The organism is Thermodesulfovibrio sp. 3462-1, from assembly GCF_040451425.1.
GTDB classification, from domain to species: domain Bacteria; phylum Nitrospirota; class Thermodesulfovibrionia; order Thermodesulfovibrionales; family Thermodesulfovibrionaceae; genus Thermodesulfovibrio; species Thermodesulfovibrio obliviosus.
The window spans coordinates 1441882-1459104 of sequence record NZ_CP144374.1; the positions used below are offsets into that span (position 1 = coordinate 1441882).

Here is a 17223-nt window from a genome sequence, read left to right on the forward strand (position 1 = left end):
AAAACATATAATAATATTTTAAAATATTTTAACAAAATAATCTAAATGGAGGAAAAAATGAATACCAAAGTAAAAGAAATAATGAACACCAAACTGGAAACAATAAAACCTGAGGAAACAGTTTATGATGCTATTGAAAGACTGGTTGATAAAAGAATGAGGTCTTTAATAGTTCTGCCAAGAGACGAAAAAGATGTATATGGAGTAATAACTGTCAGAGATATTGTCTTTAAAGTAATTGCAAAAAACCTTGATCCCCACAAAATCAGAGTAGAAGAAATTGCATCAAAACCTGTTATAAGCATTGATAAAGAAACAGAATTGGAACATCTAATAAAGCTTATGGAAAAATTCAACATAGCAAGAGTTTTTGTTCATGAAGGTAAAGCAATTGTTGGAGTTGTATCTTTACTGGATGTAATGGGTGCTTCTTTAATAGAAAGAGCAAGGAGACAATGATGCTCAATAAAATTATTTCTGGTAGCAAATTAGAAAAAAAAGTAATAGAAGATATTAAAACGCATATAAAAATTTTATGTTCAGCAACTGAATGCTTTAAGTCTGCCATAACAACAGCCAATGTTGAAGCTACATTCTGCGTTGCAGATTTTGAAAGAGAGGCTGATTCAATTAGAAGAAGAATTATCTCTACAATCCATGAGGGTGCCTTTTTACCCTTTATAAGACCTAACATCTGCAAATTTATAGAAATGGTTGATGAAGCCTTTGATGTTCTTGAAGATGCTGGCTTTGAATTTAGATATATTAACATGGAACTTTATAAGATAATTGAATCGGAATGTGTAAAAATTGCTTCCATAAATACCAATATATGTGAACTCCTTTCAATTGCCTTTGACAGTCTGATTACTAAAGGAGACCTTAAGGAAAAAATCTTGCCATAAGAATATATGAAAAGCAGGTTGATGACCTTAAGTTTGATATAACAGAAAAATTAAGAAAAGTTGAGATAAAAAACTTTTGGGATGGCAAAATAATATCAGATTTTGTAGAGTATTTAACAAAAATAAGTGATTTAATAAAAGATGCAAGTGATTATCTTTATGTAATTGAGATAAGCCTGAGATAACTTTATGACGGAAATTGCTGTCTTAGTCAGTTTTCTCATTGCATTCTGCGTAGGTTCAAATGACGCATCCAATGCATTGAGTATATGTGTAGGTTCTGGAATAATTAAACTCAAAAGAGCAATATTACTTTTTGGTGGTCTTGTATTTGTAGGAATAATGCTTCAAGGAAGTAAAGTAATGAAAACTGTTGGTAAAAATCTTGTAGATGTAAATCTCTCAATTCTCATTGTCTCTATGACAGTTTCGGCATTTTTAATAATATTTTCAAATTGGCGTAAACTTCCACTTTCTACTCATCAGGTAATAATTGGAAGTTTAATTGATTCTGCTGTGGCTGCTGGTGTGAATGTAAACTTTTCAGCATTTCTTAAAATAGTTATCTCCTGGGTTATCTCTCCTTTTATGGCAGTGGGATTTTCTTTTGTCTTTTATAAAGTTCTTGAAAAAACTATTTCAAAATTTTCTTTCTTTCAGATTGAAAGAATTCTAAAAGTTTTGCTTCTTTTAAGTGGATTTTTAATTTCCTACAATACAGGAGCAAATGAGCTTGCCACAGTGCTTGGACCTGACAACACTTGACCCCTTTTCAGGCTTTTCTGCTCAGTTTGGAGCTGGATGCTGTGTTCTGTTCTTTACTTTTTTAGGAATGCCTGTTTCTACCACTTACTGTATAATAGGTGGCATTGTAGGAGTTGGATTGACAAAGGGAATTAAAACTGTTAAAGTAGAGCTTCTTAGAAAAATGGCTCTTAATTTTATAATTGCACCCTTAATAGGCTTCATTATTTCTTTTATTATTATGAAATCAATTTATTCGTAGGTATTCCTTTATCCTGGATACAGCTTCTGGAATTGCTGACTCTACCCGAGGAGAGCACTGTCTGCTTAAAGTTTCCACATCCTCTACTTCTATCCCGATGATTTTTATATCGTTTGGCATTTCATCTGGAAACACTGAATAACCAATCCTTATAATTTCAAAGATTGAAAAATTATGAGTTCCACTGGCATAGACATTTCCCCAGAAGTCTGCATTAAATTCAACAATGCTTCCAGGCTCTTTTCCTGTTTTTACTCCATCCACAATCACTGCTCTGTCATACCCCAATAATGCATCAATTAGATTAAAACCTATATTTAAAAATACAACAGTATCAACAATTCCTTCAAAATGTTCAACTACTTTTAAACCCACTCCATCATCTTTAAAATTAGGATTACCAATACCAATAATTACGCTTTTCATCTATCCTCACTGAAATAAGTTAGATAGAAAGAGCGGGGGTAAAACCCCCGCTAATAGTAAATTATTTAGCCTAATTCATAATTTCTTAGGCTTTTTATAACCTCACCATGATGGTCAATTATGTCAATTTTTACTGGAATTCTTCCAGGAAGTGTATGGGTTGAACAGGCAAAGCAAAGATCATAAGGACGATAGGCAATCTCAACAAGATTAAGAATTCCTTCGTCAATTTTACCATTCTTAATAAAGTTCTGGGCAGCTCTCTTAACTGCTATGTTTATAGATCCTTTGTTGTGAGTTGTGGCAACAATAAGGTTTGCATCAGTAACAATACCTTTTTCATCTGTTTTGTAATGATGAATCAATGTGCCTCTGGCTGCTTCAACAATTCCCACACCTTCACCAACAGGACTGCCAAGCTCCTGACGAACATTTGGATCTGTAATGCTTTCATCTGAAGCAATCTTTTTCACAGTCTCTGCAGCATGCATTAACTCAATTGCTCTCGCCCAGTGATAGGCTAATGTATTGTGAACAGGTTTGCCACCAAAGGCAGTAACCATCTTCTCATAAGCTTCCTGTGCCAAAGGAGTGTCAAATCCGCTTCCAACATTAAATCTTGCAAGTGGTCCTACACTGTAAATGCTTGTTCCATCTCCATCAACAAAACCTTTCCATCCAATTTTTTTCAAATATGGAGCCTTCTGATAGCTCCATGGAAGTGTTTTTTCTGCAATATAATCAAGATACTGTATTCCTTTAAATCTGCCTAATTCGTTTCCTTTGGTATCAACAATCTTTTGTGTTCCGTCATAATATATAACTTTGTCATTGTCATCAACTGTTCCAACATAATTGGTGACCACCTTATAAACATCACCTGTAACTAAAGCCATGTATTCTTTATTTTGCAGCACAACCTTATCAAATACATCAAGAGTTAATTTAGCAAGCTCAATACAGTCATCAGCACATTTAAGAATCTCCTGCCTTTCTTCTTCTGTGATTCTCTTTGACCAACCACCTGGCAGTGCTGCAACTGGATGACTGGTTCTTCCACCGGTGATCTCAAAAATTCTTACTGCTGAGAATCTCTTTTTTAATACAAGCTTTCCAACATCTGCACCTACTTTTAAAATAAGACCTATCAGGTTTCTCTCAGCAGGTGAAGCTGTTGGACCGCATACAAAATCTGGAAAACCAAGAGCATAAAGAATTCCTGTGTGGTCTTCTACAATATGGGCATTATAAAAAAGTTCTCTTATTTTTTTTGCTGTAGGAGTTGGTTCAACTCCGTAAACTGCATCTGCAGCCTTCACTGAGGCTGTGAAATGCACACCCCTTCAAACTCCACAGATAGTGCTTACGGTTCTAGGAACTTCCTCAATAGGCATACCTATGAGAAATTTCTCATATCCCATGAATTCAACAACCTGCAGAAAAGCATTATCAACATTTCCTTGTTCATCAAGGAAGATAGTAATTTTTCCATGACCTTCAAGTCTTGTCATCGGATTAATTTCAATTTTCTTCATTCCCTTTCCCCCCTTCTGGGTTATTTTTCTTATTATATCTCTTAAGCCCATTTTTCTATCTCTTTATTCTTTTACCAAGAAAAGAGCTTGGCAGTGTATATCTATAAAAAAGATGAACAGGATCTGGAATCTTGTCAACAAGCTCTTCATTGTCAAGCATACTTGCTATAGCGCTTATTGCCCTGAGGCCAAAGTCTTTAACTCCAGGAATTGGTCCTCCACAGCCTCTACATGGAATATTTGCAGAAGGACATTTTGCTCCACAGTCACCCTGTGTTACAGGACCAAGACATAGATATCCTTCTTCAAGAAGACAGCCGTCTTCACTTGGTGCTCCATCAATTGTTCTTTTTACCTCAGTTGCAAGCTTTTTGGGTCTGCCTTTTAACACTGGATTTCTATCGCACACTTCGCATACTGCTTTACCCATTGTAATCCATGAACCAGGAGGTGGAAGCTGACCAGAAAGTAAAGCTGTAAATGCCTTTGCTATGTGTTCATGATAGGGAGGACATCCACCAATGTAATAATCCACTTTTACAACCTGATCAAGAGCTCTTGCATCCATTAAAGTAGGTAAAGTTAATTCATATTTGCCATCAACGACAACAGTTGTCTGTGGTAATACTTTTTCTGGATTATCTGTACTAAAAGTGTTTATATAGGCTTTATCGAGCAACTGCTCTGTTGTATGTAAATTTACAAGTCCTTTAATTCCACCACAGGATGCACATATTCCAAAGGCAATAAGAACTTTACATTTCTGCCTCATTACCTTAGCAATGTGCTCGTGCTCAGAGTTTCTTATATTTCCAGAAATTAATCCCACATCAATTGAGCCATCAGGCATTGCTTCAAGGTCTTTATATTTTGCATCAGCCACTGTTGGTGCCCAAAAAACTATATCTAATTGAAGAGCAACATCTACCAGTGCTTCAGATAAATCTACAACAGCTATATCGCAACCACCACAGCCACCGGCAAGATAATATGCAAGTTTAGGCTTGCTCATTGTGCCCCTCCTTTCAATGGATTTGGTCCAAGCTGTCTTATTTTGGCATCGAACTCTGTCATAGCTTCAGAAAATCTCTTGCCTTCACTTCCTGAAATCCATTCAAGCTGAATTCTTTCAGGCTCTACTCCGAGTTCTGTAGCAACACGCTTAAAGAGTTTAAATCTTCTGATTGCTTTGTAATTACCTTCTTTATAATGGCAGTCACCAAAGTGGCATCCACCTATAAATACTCCATCTGCTCCTCTTATGAGGGCTTCTGCTATAAATTCTGGTTCAACTCTTCCACTACAGGGCACCCTTACTATATGCACTGTAGGAGGATAACTATAACGGAGACTTCCTGCCAGGTCTGCCCCTTGATATGTGCACCATTGGCAGGCAATAACAATAAGTCTTGGCTCCCATGCCATCTTTAATTCCCTCCTTTTATTTTAGTTATTATTCCATTCAAAGGAATTGATGCCTGCGCAGTTGCTTTTTCAACATCCGCACCCATTGCTATAGCTGCAAGCTGCACAATGTGAAGAGCAGGAATCTTATAGTCAAGTTTTTTCTGTTCTACTAATAAAGCTTGCCCAGCATCAAATTGTAGTAAACAGGAACTACAACCAATGACACATAAATCAGGATCAATTTCCTCTTTTATAACATCCAGCTTCTTTTTGAAAAGAGCAAGAGACTTTTCAGATGCTGTTGACCTCAATGCACCCATTCCACAGCAATCAGTTATTGTGCTGTAATGAGGGGCTATACCACCCATTGACTCACATATTTCTCTCAATCTTTTTGGAAAGAATGTATTGTCTTCATTTGTAGGATAGGCTTTGCTTGGCCAGAGATTGTGGCAACCTGTCTGCACAGCACATTTTACTCCATTAAGATTGTATTTAATTTTAGATTTAAGAGTATCAAGCCCGATTTCTTCATAAAGAAAATTAATGAAATTCCACACTTTTGTAGTCCCTTTGTATTGTTTCCCAACCTTACCAAGTATCTTATTAACCTGCTCTTTAATTTCAGGGTGCTTTTCCATGTGATATCTTGCTTCATTTAAAGAACCATAACAAGAGCCACAGCCTGTAATTATGTCAACGCCCTTTTCTTCAGCAATACTTAAATTCCATGCTGCTGCAGCTGCCCATCCTACTAAATCCACTGATGGCATAGTTCCAAAGGCAGGACAACATGCAGCTCCTTCAAGCTCTACAATTTCAACGCCAAGTTCATTTAACATATATCTTGCTGAATACTCAACATCTGGTCTATTGAAAGGTATGTTACATCCAAGGAAAAATCCTATCTTTTTCATTTCTCTCCTCCTTAATCAAGCGGGAATGGTGCTATTTCTTCCAGGATAGTTTGCTTTAAAACTTCCTGGTACTTTTTCCTTAATTCATCAAAGCTCAATGCTGTTGGTGGTTTCTCTGGCAGACCTGCTTTCTTTCTTCTTTCTTCAAATCCCTTTGGAAATACCGCATGACCGAACTTATATAAATTTCTTAAACCCTCATAGGTATTTGCAGGGCAGGACTCTACCTTAATTGCTGCTCTTCTTAATGCCTGAATTACTTCATAGGGTTTTATATCCATCGGACATATTTCAACACAACGGTTACAGGACTGGCATCCCCATATAGAGGAATCCTCAAGAAGAATATCTCTTAAACCAAGATTGGCTGCATGAACTATCCTTTTAATAAAAAATTCTAATCCTGCTAATGCCATGGGACATGTAGCTCCACATTTTCCACACTGTATGCATTCTCTTAATTCATCTGCGCCTAATCCTATTAATTCTTTTACAAAGCTTTCATCTGCCTGCGTAAGATCAATTACATTTACACCACCTTCTTCCATTTTTCCCTCCTTTTATTTTTTATGCTTCAGCTAATGCATCAATCTGTGCCAGAATTTGCTCAGTTGTAAATCCATGGAATGTAATCGCTCTTGATGGACATGCGCTGGCACAAACGCCACATCCTGCACAAAGAGCAGGTTCAATATATGCTTTTTCTTTGCCTTTGTATTCTTCAAGTTTTATTGCTCCATATGGACAAAGAGGAACGCAAACACCGCAACTGCTGCATTTTTCTCTATCCACTTCAGAAATAATTGCTTCAAATTTAATCTTACCTGGGATAACCAAAGCAGCTGCTGCAGAAGAAGCTGCACGTGCCTGAGCAATTGACTCTGGAATATCCTTTGGACCTTGCACACATCCTGCAAGAAATACTCCTTTGGCAGCTGTTTCAACTGGATAAAGCTTGGTATGAACCTCCCTTAAAAATCCTTCTCTTCCACATGTTGCTGCAAAAAGTCTGCCAAGTTCCTCTGTTCCTGCTGGAGGTTCAATAGCTGTTGCTAAAACAACCATGTCTGCCTCAAGCTCAACAGGAGAGCAAAGGTCAACATCAAAACCTCTCACTCTGAGCTTCCCATTTGGTTTTACATCAACTGCTGAAACTCTCCCTCCTCTGATTACCTTGACGCCCAATTCTTTTGTATAAACATAGAATTCCTCAAAATCTTTTCCTGCTGTTCTTACATCTATGAAAAAGAGATAAAGCTTGATATCCGGATATTTTTCTTTAAGAATTCTTGCGTGTTTTAGCATATACATGCAGCATACTTTTGAACAATAGGTATGATATCTCTCATCACGGCTTCCAACACAGGATATAAATGCAATGGTCTTTGGCTTTGTTCCATCAGAAGGTCTTTTAAGTTCTCCCTCTGTTGGACCTGTAGCTGAAAGAATTCTTTCAAATTCCATTGCTGTAACTACATCCGGGCTATGAGGCGAGTATTCTTTAAAGTGAGTTTTTTCCATTACTTTGTATCCTGTTGCAAGAATCACTGCACCAACCTTAAGATTTACATACTCATCTTTATCATCAAATTTTATTGCACCTGCTGGACAACCCTGTATTCCCTTAGGTGGGATTCCTTTTTCACAAATCTGGCAGGCTGGTTTGCCTGTTTTATCCATTGATTTGAAATAAAGACAGTTTGCTCTATCAATCACTGCCTTTTTTGGAACAGCCTGGGGAAACTCAATATAAGCTGCCCGTCTCTGATTCATTCCAAAGTTATATTCATTAGGAACCCTTGAAGGACAAAGTTGAGTACAGACACCACAGCCTGTGCATTTATCCCAGTCTATATATCTTGCCTTTTTCTTAACAGTAATATCAAAATTACCCACATAGCCCTTTACAGCATCCACTTCTGCATAGGTAATAAGTTCAATATTTGGATGCTGAGCTACTTCAACCATCTTTGGAGTAAGAATACACGCTGAGCAATCCATTGTTGGAAATGTTTTGTCAAGCTTTATCATCTGTCCACCAATTGATGGCTGTCTCTCAACAAGATAAACCTTAAGCCCCATATTGGCAAGGTCCAAAGCTGCAAACATTCCTGCGACTCCACCACCAACAACCATTACAGACTTTTCCATATCACCATAGCGATCATAAAGAGGCTCTGCCAATTTCACTTTTGCTACTGCGCTTCTTATGAGTCTTTTTGCTTTCTCTGTAGCACCGGTTTTATCATGCCAATGAGCCCAGCTATCTTGGTCTCTGATGTTAGCCATCTCTAAGAAGTATCTATTAAGTCCTGCTGATTCCACAGCATCTCTAAAAATTGGCTCATGAGTTCTTGGTGTACATGCTGCAACAACCACTCTATCAACTACTCCATCTTTAATATCCTTTTTAATAATCTCCTGGCCTGGATCTGAACACATAAAAAGATAATTTCTTACAACAGCTACATCTGGAAGAGTCTCGGCATATTTCACAACTTCTTCAATGTTCACCGCACCTGCAATATTCTCTCCACAATGGCATACATACACCCCTATCTTTGCCATCTTAAGCCCTCCTTAATATATTATTAAATTTTAATATGGTTTATCCTTTTTACCATTTTTTGAAAAATTTGTCAAGTAGTCGAATTGCCTCATTTAAAATCTACTTGAAATACCATTCGTTGCCGATTCCTTTTCGCACCCACAAGGGATGCAAGGACAACACGGTGTCAAGAAAAAGGTAAAAACTCCTTTTGAGAGAGTTCTTGAACGAAAGGATTTAGCAGAAGAAATAAAAGAGGAATTAAATTTATGTGAGGCAATAAGGAGGTATTTAAAACCATTTGAAACACATTGATTTTTTATGATTTTTTATGCTATTGTTTTTTTAATAGCCGGTGTGGTGGAACGGCAGACGCGGCGGACTCAAAATCCGCTGGGAGCAATCCCGTGTGGGTTCAAATCCCACCACCGGCATTTTGTTGATGAAGGTAAACTGAAAAACTGTTCAATAAAAATGATAAAAGAAAAGCTGAATCACAGAAAGAAGCTCGGAATCAGGAGTAGAGGTATTTGAGAATGTTATGTTTTTTGATTTTCAAGAAATCGCCATTGTTTGACATGTTTTATGCATCTATAGGTGGGAAAGACATATTTGCCAAATTTCGTCATAGAAAGTTAAAACTACATTTACCCCCCCCCCCGAGAAGTTAGGTATTGCCAATATTTGCAAAACTTTTTAAATAAGCCCTCTTTTATTCAATGAAATCACTACAATTTAAACTAACAGAAGAATCTTTAATTTCTATCTTTGATAGCCTTGATCACAACATGTCTATTATGGATAAAGAGTTAAATATTCTATGGGCTAATAAAGCCTTTGCTGAAAGATTAGGCATGAATCCTGAGGATGTTAAAGGTAAAAAATGTTATAGCCTGTGGCATAAAAGAAGTAGTCCATGTGAAGGCTGTCCATGCGTTAAAGCCCTTCAAACAGGCAATACAGAAACTGCTGAAAACATATCAGATGAAGGAAGACACTATATTTTAACTGGATTTCCGCTTAAGGAAAATGGAGAAATAAAGGCTGTCTTTGAAATCGGAAAAGAAGTAACAGAAAAGAAAATAATTAATGAAAAATTCAAGGAAGCTATAAAACTTGAAGGAATTTATGAAGTTCTAAATAATCTCACACATCAGTTTAACAATATATTTAACGGGATCTATGGATTTGCCCAATTGCTGAAAGAGAGAGTTACAGACAAAAATTATTCTCCATACATTGAAAAATTAATTGAATCTGTTGAAAAAGGTGTTAAATTGATTCAGGACTTGCTTGCCTTGAGAAAAGCTCCTTCTATGACAAAAGTTTTTGATCTGAATTTTCTTGTTATTTCCACTAAAGATGTGCTCAAAAATATAGCAGGTGAAAAAATAAATCTGAAGATTTCTTTATCTAAGGAAAGTCCTTTAATTAAAGGAGACCCACAGCAGCTCAGAGAAGTTCTTGTTGAACTTGTTCAAAATGCTAAAAATGCTATACCTGATGAAGGAGTTATATCAATCTCAACTGAAAAAATCAAAATTGACACTGAAGAAAAAATTGTTCTTACAATTTCTGACAACGGAGTTGGTATGGATAAAGAAACACTGGAAAAATGTTTTGAACCTCTGTTTACTCAAGATCCAAGAAAATTTGGAATGGGACTGTCAATTGTAAAAAATATAGTTCAAAAACATAATGGATTTATTGAATTAAAAAGCTCTCCCCATACTGGGACAACAGTAAAAATATTTTTCCCTCTTGCTACTTTACAACAAGAACAGGACACTTAGAATATTCAACAACTTTAGCAGATACGCTTCCAATGAGAAACTTTTTTGTACCGTGTTTTCCATGAGAACCTGTAACAATAAGGTCAACCTTCATTTTATGAGCTGTTTCAAGAATTTTTTCAGCAGGGTCTCCTTCTCTTACAAGAAATTTAATCTCAATAGGTTTTCCAGAAAGAGATTTTCTTATCCTTTCCATATTTTCCTCGGTCTCTCTTTTAAGCACTTCCGTAATTCTCTGTCTGTCAGCATCAGAAAGCTCTGTAAGATAAAGCTCTGGAACTACTGCAAGCACAGTGAGAGATGAATTCATGCTTAAAGCAATCTCCAGCGCCTTTCTTAATGCTTTGTCTGATGCCTTTGAGCCATCATGAGCTACCAAAATTCTCTGCATCTTTTCCTCCTTTATATCTTAATGTCCTTCAGTAACTCTCTGTTTTTCTTGAACCAGTCAACGGTAATCTGAATTCCTTCTTCTATTGAAACCTTTGGAGACCATCCTATATACTGTTTTGCCTCAGAGATGTCTGCCCATGTTGCATAAATGTCTGCTGGATGTCTTGGCTGCCACTGAATTTTTGCCTTTTTTTGAAGAACTTCCTCTATTAAATTTATTACATAAATGAGTTCCACAGGTCTGTCATTACCGAGATTCAAAATCTTATATCCTTCAAGATTCAGACACGCTACTGTTGCCTCTGCAATATCTTCAACAAATGTAAAATCTCTTTTCTGCTTTCCATCTCCATAAACAGTTATTGGCTCTTCAGAGTCTATTTTCTTGATAAATCTGAAAATGCTCATATCAGGCCTTCCAAAGGGTCCATAAACTGTAAAATATCTTGGAATTATTGTATTTATCCCATAAAGATAGTGATAGCTATAACAGAAAAGCTCTGCAGCCTTCTTTGAGGCAGGATAAGGAGCAAGAGGTTTATCTGTGGCATCAGAAACCTTAAAGGGCATTTTTTCTGTATCACCATAAACACTTGATGTTGATGCAAGAATAAATTTTTTAATCTCATGTTCCTTCATACATTCAAGAAGATTGATTGTTCCTGCTACATTTGTCTGAAGATAACCCCAGGGGTTTTCAACAGATGCCCTGACACCTGCCCTGGCTGCAAGATTAATAACAGCATCTATTTTGTGAGTTTTAAAAATGTTTTTCAGTATCTCAAAATCTTCAATGTCTGCTTTATAAAAAATAAAATTCTGAAATTTTCTTAGATCCTGAAGCCTTAATTCTTTAATTTTTGGGTCATAGTAGTCATTCACATTGTCAATGCCTATAACTGTAAAACCTTGATTTAAAAGTAATCTGCACGTTGCCCATCCTATAAAGCCAGCAGCTCCTGTTACAAAAATTGTTTGCATAGTTTTTTATTTTAACATAAAAAGTTATTTTCTTTGTTTAACTTTTATGCTTATGGGAGAAAATTCAAAATTAAATGTCTCTCGCAAAAGTTTTTCAATAAATTTGATATGATGCTGTTTGACTGCTGATTTATCATTAACAAAAACAACAAATGTAGGTGGTTCTACATCAACCTGGGTTATGTAATAAAACTTTAACTCCTTTCCACCTGAGGAAAGTACCACATCTTTCAATTTCTGATTAAAAAGTTTATTCAACTCAGATGTGGATACTCTTTTAGCGTATTCCTCTAAAATCTGGTCAATAATAGGGAAAATTTTTGTAAGTCTTGTTTTATTTGTTGCAGAAACAGTCAGATATGGAGCATAATCCACAAACCAGAGTTTTCTTCTTATTTCCTCTGCAAAAATTTTTGCCTTTCTGTCTCTTTCATCCTGTGGAATTAAATCCCATTTATTAATTAAAATTATCAATCCTTTTTTCTGCTCAGCCACTATGCCAGCAATTTTTTGATCCTGATTTACAATTCCTTCAGTAGCATCTACAACAAGCACTGCAATATCAGCCCTTTCAATACTTCTTAATGCTTTAAAGTATGAAAGCTTTTCAACATAGACTTGCTGGGATATTTCCCTTTTGTAGTAAGAAAGCCTCTTTATCCCTGCTGTGTCTATCAATAGATATTTTTTACCGTAGTATGTGCATACTGCATCAATAGCATCTCTGGTGGTTCCAGGCAATGGACTTACTATCATTCTTTTTTTGCCAAGCAAGGCATTGATAATCGTTGATTTTCCCACATTGGGCCTGCCAACAATAGCTATTTTTGGCAGTTCTTCTTCTGATTTTAATGATTGAGTTAGAGGGAGTCTTTCAATAATTTTTTCAATCAATTCTTCAAATCCATAACCTGTTAGAGCTGAAATCGGTATAAGTTGTTCTGTTCCTATGCTATAAAACTCGTATATTCTACTGAGTTTTGAAGGGTTATCTATTTTGTTCACAACCCATAGAATCTCCTTTTCTGTTTGCCTTAACCATCTTGCTGTTTCAATATCGTCTGGAACAAGCCCCTCTTTGCCATCAAGTAGATGAATTATTAAATCTGCCTCTGATATGGCAATCTCAATCTGTTCAAGCATCTGTTTCTGAATTATATTTTCAGCCTTCTGTTCAGGGAAAAAACCTCCTGTATCAACTACGGTAAATGTTTTGTCCTCCCATTTTGCAACTCCATAGTTTATATCTCTCGTTACTCCGGGAAGTTTATCTGTAATTGCTTTAATTTTATCATCAGACTTAATCATTCTATTAAAAAGCGTTGACTTTCCAGCATTAGGACGACCTACAATAACCACTGTGAACATTTAAATCTCCTTTAGTTTTCTGAAAACTCTTTGGGAAGAACTATGCCAAAAGCTTTGATTTTTTTATAGAGATTGCTTCTTTCTATTCCTATCATTTCTGCTGTTTTTGTCATATTCCAGTTATTCTCTTTAAGTTTCCTCAAAATAAATTCTCTCTCAAAGGCATCTCTTGCTTGTTTCAATGAGGTATAAGAAAAATATGTTTCTTCTCTTACTTTATTTTTTATTATTCCAGTATTTTCAATATCTTCAATCTCTATCACATCTTTTGGAACCATTATCATAAGCCTTTCTATGGCATTCCTTAGTTCTCTCACATTTCCGGGCCAGTCATAATCCTGAAGCATTTTCATTGCCTGAGGCTGCACTGTCTTTTTTTTCCATCCTTTCTCCCTGTTAAACTCATTTATGAAATAATTAATCAACTCTGGAATATCTTCTTTTCTTTCTCTTAAAGGAGGAATATAGATAGGAACAACATTAAGTCTCCAGTAAAGGTCCTCACGGAAATTGCCTTTTTTAATCTCTTCTGTAAGGTCTTTATTTGTTGCTGAAATAATTCTAACATTAACTGTTATATCCTTCGTGCCTCCAACTCTCTGAAACTTCTGCGTTTCAATCACTCGTAAAAGCTTTGCCTGTGTAAGTAAAGACATATCTCCAATTTCATCAAGAAAAAGAATTCCTTCATTGGCAAGCTCAAACTTACCAATCTTTCTTTCCACTGCGCCGGTAAAAGCTCCTTTTTCATGTCCAAAAAGTTCGCTTTCTATAAGTTCCTGAGGAATTGCTGCGCAGTTTACTTCAACAAAAGGAGCAGTAGCTCTGGGACTCAATAAATAAATCATTCTTGCTACAAGTTCTTTACCAGTTCCAGACTCACCTAGTATTAAAACCCTGGAGTCTCCTTTAGCAATCATTTCAATCTGAGTTTTTATTTTTTTCATTGTTTGAGAACTTCCAATAAGTTCATACCTTTTAGTTACACTGCTACGAAGCTTTATATTTTCTTGTTCAAGGCGTTTAAATTCTAATGCTCTTTCTGCAGTCAATATAATCCTTTCCATTGACAGAGGCTTTTCAAGAAAATCAAAGGCTCCAAGTTTTACAGCCTGAACTGCTATTTCCACATTTCCATGTCCTGAAATCATGATAACTGGAATATGAAAATCCTTTTCTTTTATCTTTTTTATTGCTTCAATTCCGTTCATCTTAGGAAGCCAGACATCAAGAAAAATTAAATCTATCACTTCTTTATCAAGGATATCCATGGCAGCCTCTGCATCTACTGCTGTAAGAGTTTTATATCCCTCATCTTCTAAAATTCCAGAGATAGTCTCAAGAATTCCCATTTCATCATCAACTATTAAAACTTTTCCTTTCAAACAGGCACCTCTATTTTAAAGATTGTTCCATGTGGTTTATTGTCCATAACATGTATATTTCCACCATGTTCATTAACAATTTTTCTTGCAATCGCAAGTCCAAGACCTGTGCCTTCCTTGTTTTTTGAAAAATATGGTAAAAACAACTTTTCTTTTATTTCATCATCCACACCAGGACCAGTGTCAGCCACCTCTATCTCAAGATTATTATTTAGTTTAACAGATATTGTTATTTCACCTTTACCATTCATAGCTTTTATTGCATTGTCAATTATATTTATCAGAACCCTTTTAAATTGCTCTGGATCAAGTAAAACATGTTTAATTTCGTCACACAATACAAGATTTATTCTGACATCCTTGTATCCTTTATAAAGTTCTATCACATCTTCTATTAAGTTTAGCGGATTTACAGATTCTTTTTTAATATCAGGAAGTTTACCCAATTTCTGAAAGGCATCAATTAAATTCTTAAGAGATTCAACTCCTGAGATAATTGTCTGAGTTGATTTTTCAAAGACTCTGCCAAAATCCTCCTCTTTATTTTTCCATTTTTTTATTAGTCTTTCCGTAGCAAGTTTAATTGGAGTAAGAGGATTTTTTATCTCATGGGCAAGTCTTCTTGCAACCTCTTCCCATGCAATTGCCTGTTGTGCCTTAACAATGTCTGTAATATCATCAAATACTACAAGAATTCCTGTAGCTTCGCTTTCCTGAGACTCTCTTAATGAAATAAATCTTGACCTGATTATTTTATTTTTACCTTTTATTTTGATATTTAAATCTTTGGAAATCTCATAAATTCGCTCCTCAGAAAGCTTTTTTATAAATTCTTTTAACTCATCAGATTCAATAAATTCAAGTATTTCTGCATAATGTTTGCCTTCTATTTTATTTCCTGGAATTTGTAGTATTTCTTCTCCTGCTTTATTTATTTTGAAAATTTTTCCACCCTGTCCAATAAAAATAATTCCTGAAGTAATATTGGAAAACATTCTTTCAAGGAGAATATTTCTTTCTGATAGATCAAAATAGGCTTTATCAAGCTTTGCTATCATTTCATTGAAAGAATTAACAAGAATTCCGATTTCATCAGAGCTTTTGGTAAGAATTTTAACTTTAAGATCTCCCTTTGAGACACGCTCGGTTGCCTGAACAAGCTCTTTAAGAGGATTTGTAATTTCCTGGGAGATTTTTAAGGATGCCCATAAAGCTAAAAAAACTATAATAAGACTGAGAAATCCAAGAAACATGAAATAGTTTGACTTAACAGCTTTTCTCATAGAACCCATTTTGAGATACTCTTCGTAATGAGCCTTAACTTCCTCAACCTTTTTTGTTATCTCAGAAGGAATTATCATTTTTAAAACCAAAACACCATTACTGTCAGGTATTGCAACAATAACTAAATCTCCATCTGAAGAAGAGACAATCTGAGCTGATTTCTTGCCCTGAAAAGCATCTTTTACTGATTCTGGCATATCAGTTTTAAAAGTTTTCAATCTTTCAACAGAAATTCCATGAGGAATGCCCCTGATTTTACCATTTTTTAAGTCTTCAGCAAGATTAAGAAGCTTTTCTTTTTCAAAATCGTAAAAAGCCTTAACTGTATCAACTGTTTTTGATATAATTTCTCTGTTTGATTTGGAAAAAATTCTTTCTATTGAATTTTCAAGAACTCCGCTAAAGGCAATGAATAAAAGAGCTGAGGGGATGAGCACCAATCCCACAAAAATGGTCACTATTTTTATCCTAAATCTGTATCCAGGGACTTCTCTATGCTTTTCAAGATAAAGCCTGAAAACGCTTCTTATGACAAAAAATCCCAGGGTTATAAGAGAGATTATGTTTATTACAAAAAGTGAAACGATTATAAACCTTGTAGGAATCTGTTCAGGTGGAAGCCTCAAAAGGTATATTTCAAAACCAAGAACTATAAAAAGTAGCGAGGTTAAAAAAACAGGAAAAAAATATTTTTTTAGTCTCTCTTTCATGGCAATCTAAAGTTTTCTGACTCTTTTGTTATTTTTTTTTCATATGTGGGTATAAAAAACAAAATATGTTCAAGCATTGAAGGAAGCCTCTTTATGTTTGATTCAACTGTAATTTTTATGTAATACTTACCTCTTTCCACATTATTGATATTTACAATTTTTACAGGTTCTATTTTTAAAGCCCAGTCCAGAGCCTCCTGCCAGTTTTTAAACCTTTTTTCTGTTAAAGTCTCTCCCTGCAAAGTTTTTACAATGAATTCATCTTTTATTGGATCAGAAATTAAAACTCTCTGTATCTGAACTCCACTTATAAACTCATCTGGAATAATTGACCAACTTCTGTAAAGCTCTATCAGTATAAAAATATTTTTACTTAAACCATTTTTAAAATCTTCAATAAATTCTTGAGAAGGAATAATGCGAGCTTTTACTATGAGGAAAGCATTGTCTCTCTGAATCTCCATATTTATGTTTTCAATTGCCCAGGCATGAAATGGGATAAGCAGTAAAAATCCCACACTAATAATCAGCCTTCTTATGAATTTTTTCATCAGTTTTATTATAT

Annotated in this window: 19 protein-coding genes and 1 tRNA gene; 7 read left to right on the plus strand and 13 right to left on the minus strand. The window is 35.4% G+C overall.

The features are described 5' to 3' along the window. Window positions 1-57: 57 nt before the first annotated feature. The 5 genes from V4D31_RS07405 to V4D31_RS07425 are packed head-to-tail and all read left to right on the plus strand — an operon-like array spanning window position 58 to window position 1911. A complete protein-coding gene (locus tag V4D31_RS07405; RefSeq protein WP_353685804.1) occupies window positions 58-459 on the plus strand; it encodes a CBS domain-containing protein in 402 nt (133 codons plus the stop codon). Then, window positions 459-905 carry a DUF47 family protein gene (locus V4D31_RS07410; protein ID WP_353685805.1) on the plus strand — a complete coding sequence of 149 codons (447 nt, stop codon included), beginning with the start codon at window positions 459-461 and terminating at the stop codon, window positions 903-905. The genes V4D31_RS07405 and V4D31_RS07410 overlap by 1 nt, the downstream gene beginning before the upstream one ends. A 38-nt stretch (window positions 906-943) precedes the next feature. After that, window positions 944-1090, plus strand: a complete 147-nt coding sequence (locus V4D31_RS07415; protein ID WP_353687095.1) for a hypothetical protein — start codon at window positions 944-946, stop codon at window positions 1088-1090. Window positions 1091-1094: 4 nt separating this feature from the next. Beyond that, window positions 1095-1670, plus strand: coding sequence for an inorganic phosphate transporter (locus V4D31_RS07420; protein WP_353685806.1), 576 nt, complete (start codon window positions 1095-1097; stop codon window positions 1668-1670). Beyond that, window positions 1651-1911: an inorganic phosphate transporter gene (locus V4D31_RS07425; protein ID WP_353685807.1), complete on the plus strand. Its 261-nt coding sequence runs from the start codon at window positions 1651-1653 to the stop codon at window positions 1909-1911. The genes V4D31_RS07420 and V4D31_RS07425 overlap by 20 nt, the downstream gene beginning before the upstream one ends. On the opposite strand, the gene V4D31_RS07430 is transcribed toward V4D31_RS07425, so the two are convergent. The 7 genes from V4D31_RS07430 to V4D31_RS07460 form a co-directional block, all read right to left on the minus strand. Further along, window positions 1897-2337, minus strand: coding sequence for a hydrogenase maturation protease (locus V4D31_RS07430; protein ID WP_353685808.1), 441 nt, complete (start codon window positions 2335-2337; stop codon window positions 1897-1899). The two genes, V4D31_RS07425 and V4D31_RS07430, sit on opposite strands and share 15 nt — an antisense overlap. A 65-nt stretch (window positions 2338-2402) precedes the next feature. Then, complete coding sequence (locus tag V4D31_RS07435; RefSeq protein ID WP_353685809.1) at window positions 2403-3872, minus strand: Ni/Fe hydrogenase subunit alpha; 1470 nt, start codon at window positions 3870-3872, stop codon at window positions 2403-2405. Window positions 3873-3927: 55 nt separating this feature from the next. Further along, a complete protein-coding gene (locus V4D31_RS07440) occupies window positions 3928-4884 on the minus strand; it encodes a F420-nonreducing hydrogenase (RefSeq protein ID WP_353685810.1) in 957 nt (318 codons plus the stop codon). Continuing rightward, window positions 4881-5297, minus strand: coding sequence for a hydrogenase iron-sulfur subunit (locus tag V4D31_RS07445; protein WP_353685811.1), 417 nt, complete (start codon window positions 5295-5297; stop codon window positions 4881-4883). The genes V4D31_RS07440 and V4D31_RS07445 overlap by 4 nt, the downstream gene beginning before the upstream one ends. 2 nt (window positions 5298-5299) lie before the next feature. Beyond that, entirely contained in the window at window positions 5300-6196 is an 897-nt protein-coding gene (locus tag V4D31_RS07450; protein ID WP_353685812.1) for a CoB--CoM heterodisulfide reductase iron-sulfur subunit B family protein, read from the minus strand. Window positions 6197-6207: 11 nt separating this feature from the next. Next, window positions 6208-6744: a 4Fe-4S dicluster domain-containing protein gene (locus V4D31_RS07455; protein WP_353685813.1), complete on the minus strand. Its 537-nt coding sequence runs from the start codon at window positions 6742-6744 to the stop codon at window positions 6208-6210. Window positions 6745-6763: 19 nt separating this feature from the next. Continuing rightward, complete coding sequence (locus V4D31_RS07460) at window positions 6764-8764, minus strand: CoB--CoM heterodisulfide reductase iron-sulfur subunit A family protein (protein WP_353685814.1); 2001 nt, start codon at window positions 8762-8764, stop codon at window positions 6764-6766. A gap of 331 nt (window positions 8765-9095) precedes the next feature. Between V4D31_RS07460 and V4D31_RS07465 the strand changes: the two genes are divergently transcribed. Both V4D31_RS07465 and V4D31_RS07470 read left to right on the plus strand, forming a co-directional pair. Beyond that, window positions 9096-9178 (plus strand) — tRNA-Leu (locus V4D31_RS07465). A gap of 285 nt (window positions 9179-9463) precedes the next feature. Continuing rightward, on the plus strand, window positions 9464-10537 hold the full coding sequence (locus V4D31_RS07470) for an ATP-binding protein (RefSeq protein WP_353685815.1): 1074 nt from the start codon (window positions 9464-9466) through the stop codon (window positions 10535-10537). On the opposite strand, the gene V4D31_RS07475 is transcribed toward V4D31_RS07470, so the two are convergent. The 6 genes from V4D31_RS07475 to V4D31_RS07500 are packed head-to-tail and all read right to left on the minus strand — an operon-like array spanning window position 10509 to window position 17209. Next, complete coding sequence (locus tag V4D31_RS07475) at window positions 10509-10928, minus strand: universal stress protein (protein WP_353684195.1); 420 nt, start codon at window positions 10926-10928, stop codon at window positions 10509-10511. The two genes, V4D31_RS07470 and V4D31_RS07475, sit on opposite strands and share 29 nt — an antisense overlap. 11 nt (window positions 10929-10939) lie before the next feature. After that, on the minus strand, window positions 10940-11911 hold the full coding sequence (locus tag V4D31_RS07480; protein ID WP_353685816.1) for an SDR family NAD(P)-dependent oxidoreductase: 972 nt from the start codon (window positions 11909-11911) through the stop codon (window positions 10940-10942). A gap of 24 nt (window positions 11912-11935) precedes the next feature. Next, window positions 11936-13279 (minus strand): ribosome biogenesis GTPase Der, encoded by a 1344-nt coding sequence (der, locus tag V4D31_RS07485; RefSeq protein ID WP_353685817.1) that lies wholly within the window; start codon window positions 13277-13279, stop codon window positions 11936-11938. Window positions 13280-13290: 11 nt separating this feature from the next. Then, window positions 13291-14664, minus strand: coding sequence for a sigma-54 dependent transcriptional regulator (locus V4D31_RS07490; protein WP_353685818.1), 1374 nt, complete (start codon window positions 14662-14664; stop codon window positions 13291-13293). Continuing rightward, window positions 14661-16658, minus strand: coding sequence for an ATP-binding protein (locus tag V4D31_RS07495; RefSeq protein ID WP_353685819.1), 1998 nt, complete (start codon window positions 16656-16658; stop codon window positions 14661-14663). Before V4D31_RS07495 ends, V4D31_RS07490 begins: the two co-directional genes overlap by 4 nt. Then, window positions 16655-17209 carry a DUF4390 domain-containing protein gene (locus tag V4D31_RS07500; protein ID WP_353685820.1) on the minus strand — a complete coding sequence of 185 codons (555 nt, stop codon included), beginning with the start codon at window positions 17207-17209 and terminating at the stop codon, window positions 16655-16657. The genes V4D31_RS07495 and V4D31_RS07500 overlap by 4 nt, the downstream gene beginning before the upstream one ends. Between the last annotated feature and the right edge of the window lie 14 nt (window positions 17210-17223).

Bases quoted from the DNA above. Each gene is read 5' to 3' on its own strand.
- V4D31_RS07405 (WP_353685804.1), top strand. From the start codon at position 58: ATGAATACCAAAGTAAAAGAAATAATGAACACCAAACTGGAAACAATA.
- V4D31_RS07410 (WP_353685805.1), top strand. From the start codon at position 459: ATGCTCAATAAAATTATTTCTGGTAGCAAATTAGAAAAAAAAGTAATA.
- V4D31_RS07420 (WP_353685806.1), top strand. From the start codon at position 1,095: ATGACGGAAATTGCTGTCTTAGTCAGTTTTCTCATTGCATTCTGCGTA.
- V4D31_RS07430 (WP_353685808.1), bottom strand. From the start codon at position 2,337: ATGAAAAGCGTAATTATTGGTATTGGTAATCCTAATTTTAAAGATGAT.
- V4D31_RS07440 (WP_353685810.1), bottom strand. From the start codon at position 4,884: ATGAGCAAGCCTAAACTTGCATATTATCTTGCCGGTGGCTGTGGTGGT.
- V4D31_RS07445 (WP_353685811.1), bottom strand. From the start codon at position 5,297: ATGGCATGGGAGCCAAGACTTATTGTTATTGCCTGCCAATGGTGCACA.
- V4D31_RS07450 (WP_353685812.1), bottom strand. From the start codon at position 6,196: ATGAAAAAGATAGGATTTTTCCTTGGATGTAACATACCTTTCAATAGA.
- V4D31_RS07455 (WP_353685813.1), bottom strand. From the start codon at position 6,744: ATGGAAGAAGGTGGTGTAAATGTAATTGATCTTACGCAGGCAGATGAA.
- V4D31_RS07460 (WP_353685814.1), bottom strand. From the start codon at position 8,764: ATGGCAAAGATAGGGGTGTATGTATGCCATTGTGGAGAGAATATTGCA.
- V4D31_RS07470 (WP_353685815.1), top strand. From the start codon at position 9,464: ATGAAATCACTACAATTTAAACTAACAGAAGAATCTTTAATTTCTATC.
- V4D31_RS07475 (WP_353684195.1), bottom strand. From the start codon at position 10,928: ATGCAGAGAATTTTGGTAGCTCATGATGGCTCAAAGGCATCAGACAAA.
- V4D31_RS07480 (WP_353685816.1), bottom strand. From the start codon at position 11,911: ATGCAAACAATTTTTGTAACAGGAGCTGCTGGCTTTATAGGATGGGCA.
- der (WP_353685817.1), bottom strand. From the start codon at position 13,279: ATGTTCACAGTGGTTATTGTAGGTCGTCCTAATGCTGGAAAGTCAACG.
- V4D31_RS07495 (WP_353685819.1), bottom strand. From the start codon at position 16,658: ATGAAAGAGAGACTAAAAAAATATTTTTTTCCTGTTTTTTTAACCTCG.
- V4D31_RS07500 (WP_353685820.1), bottom strand. From the start codon at position 17,209: ATGAAAAAATTCATAAGAAGGCTGATTATTAGTGTGGGATTTTTACTG.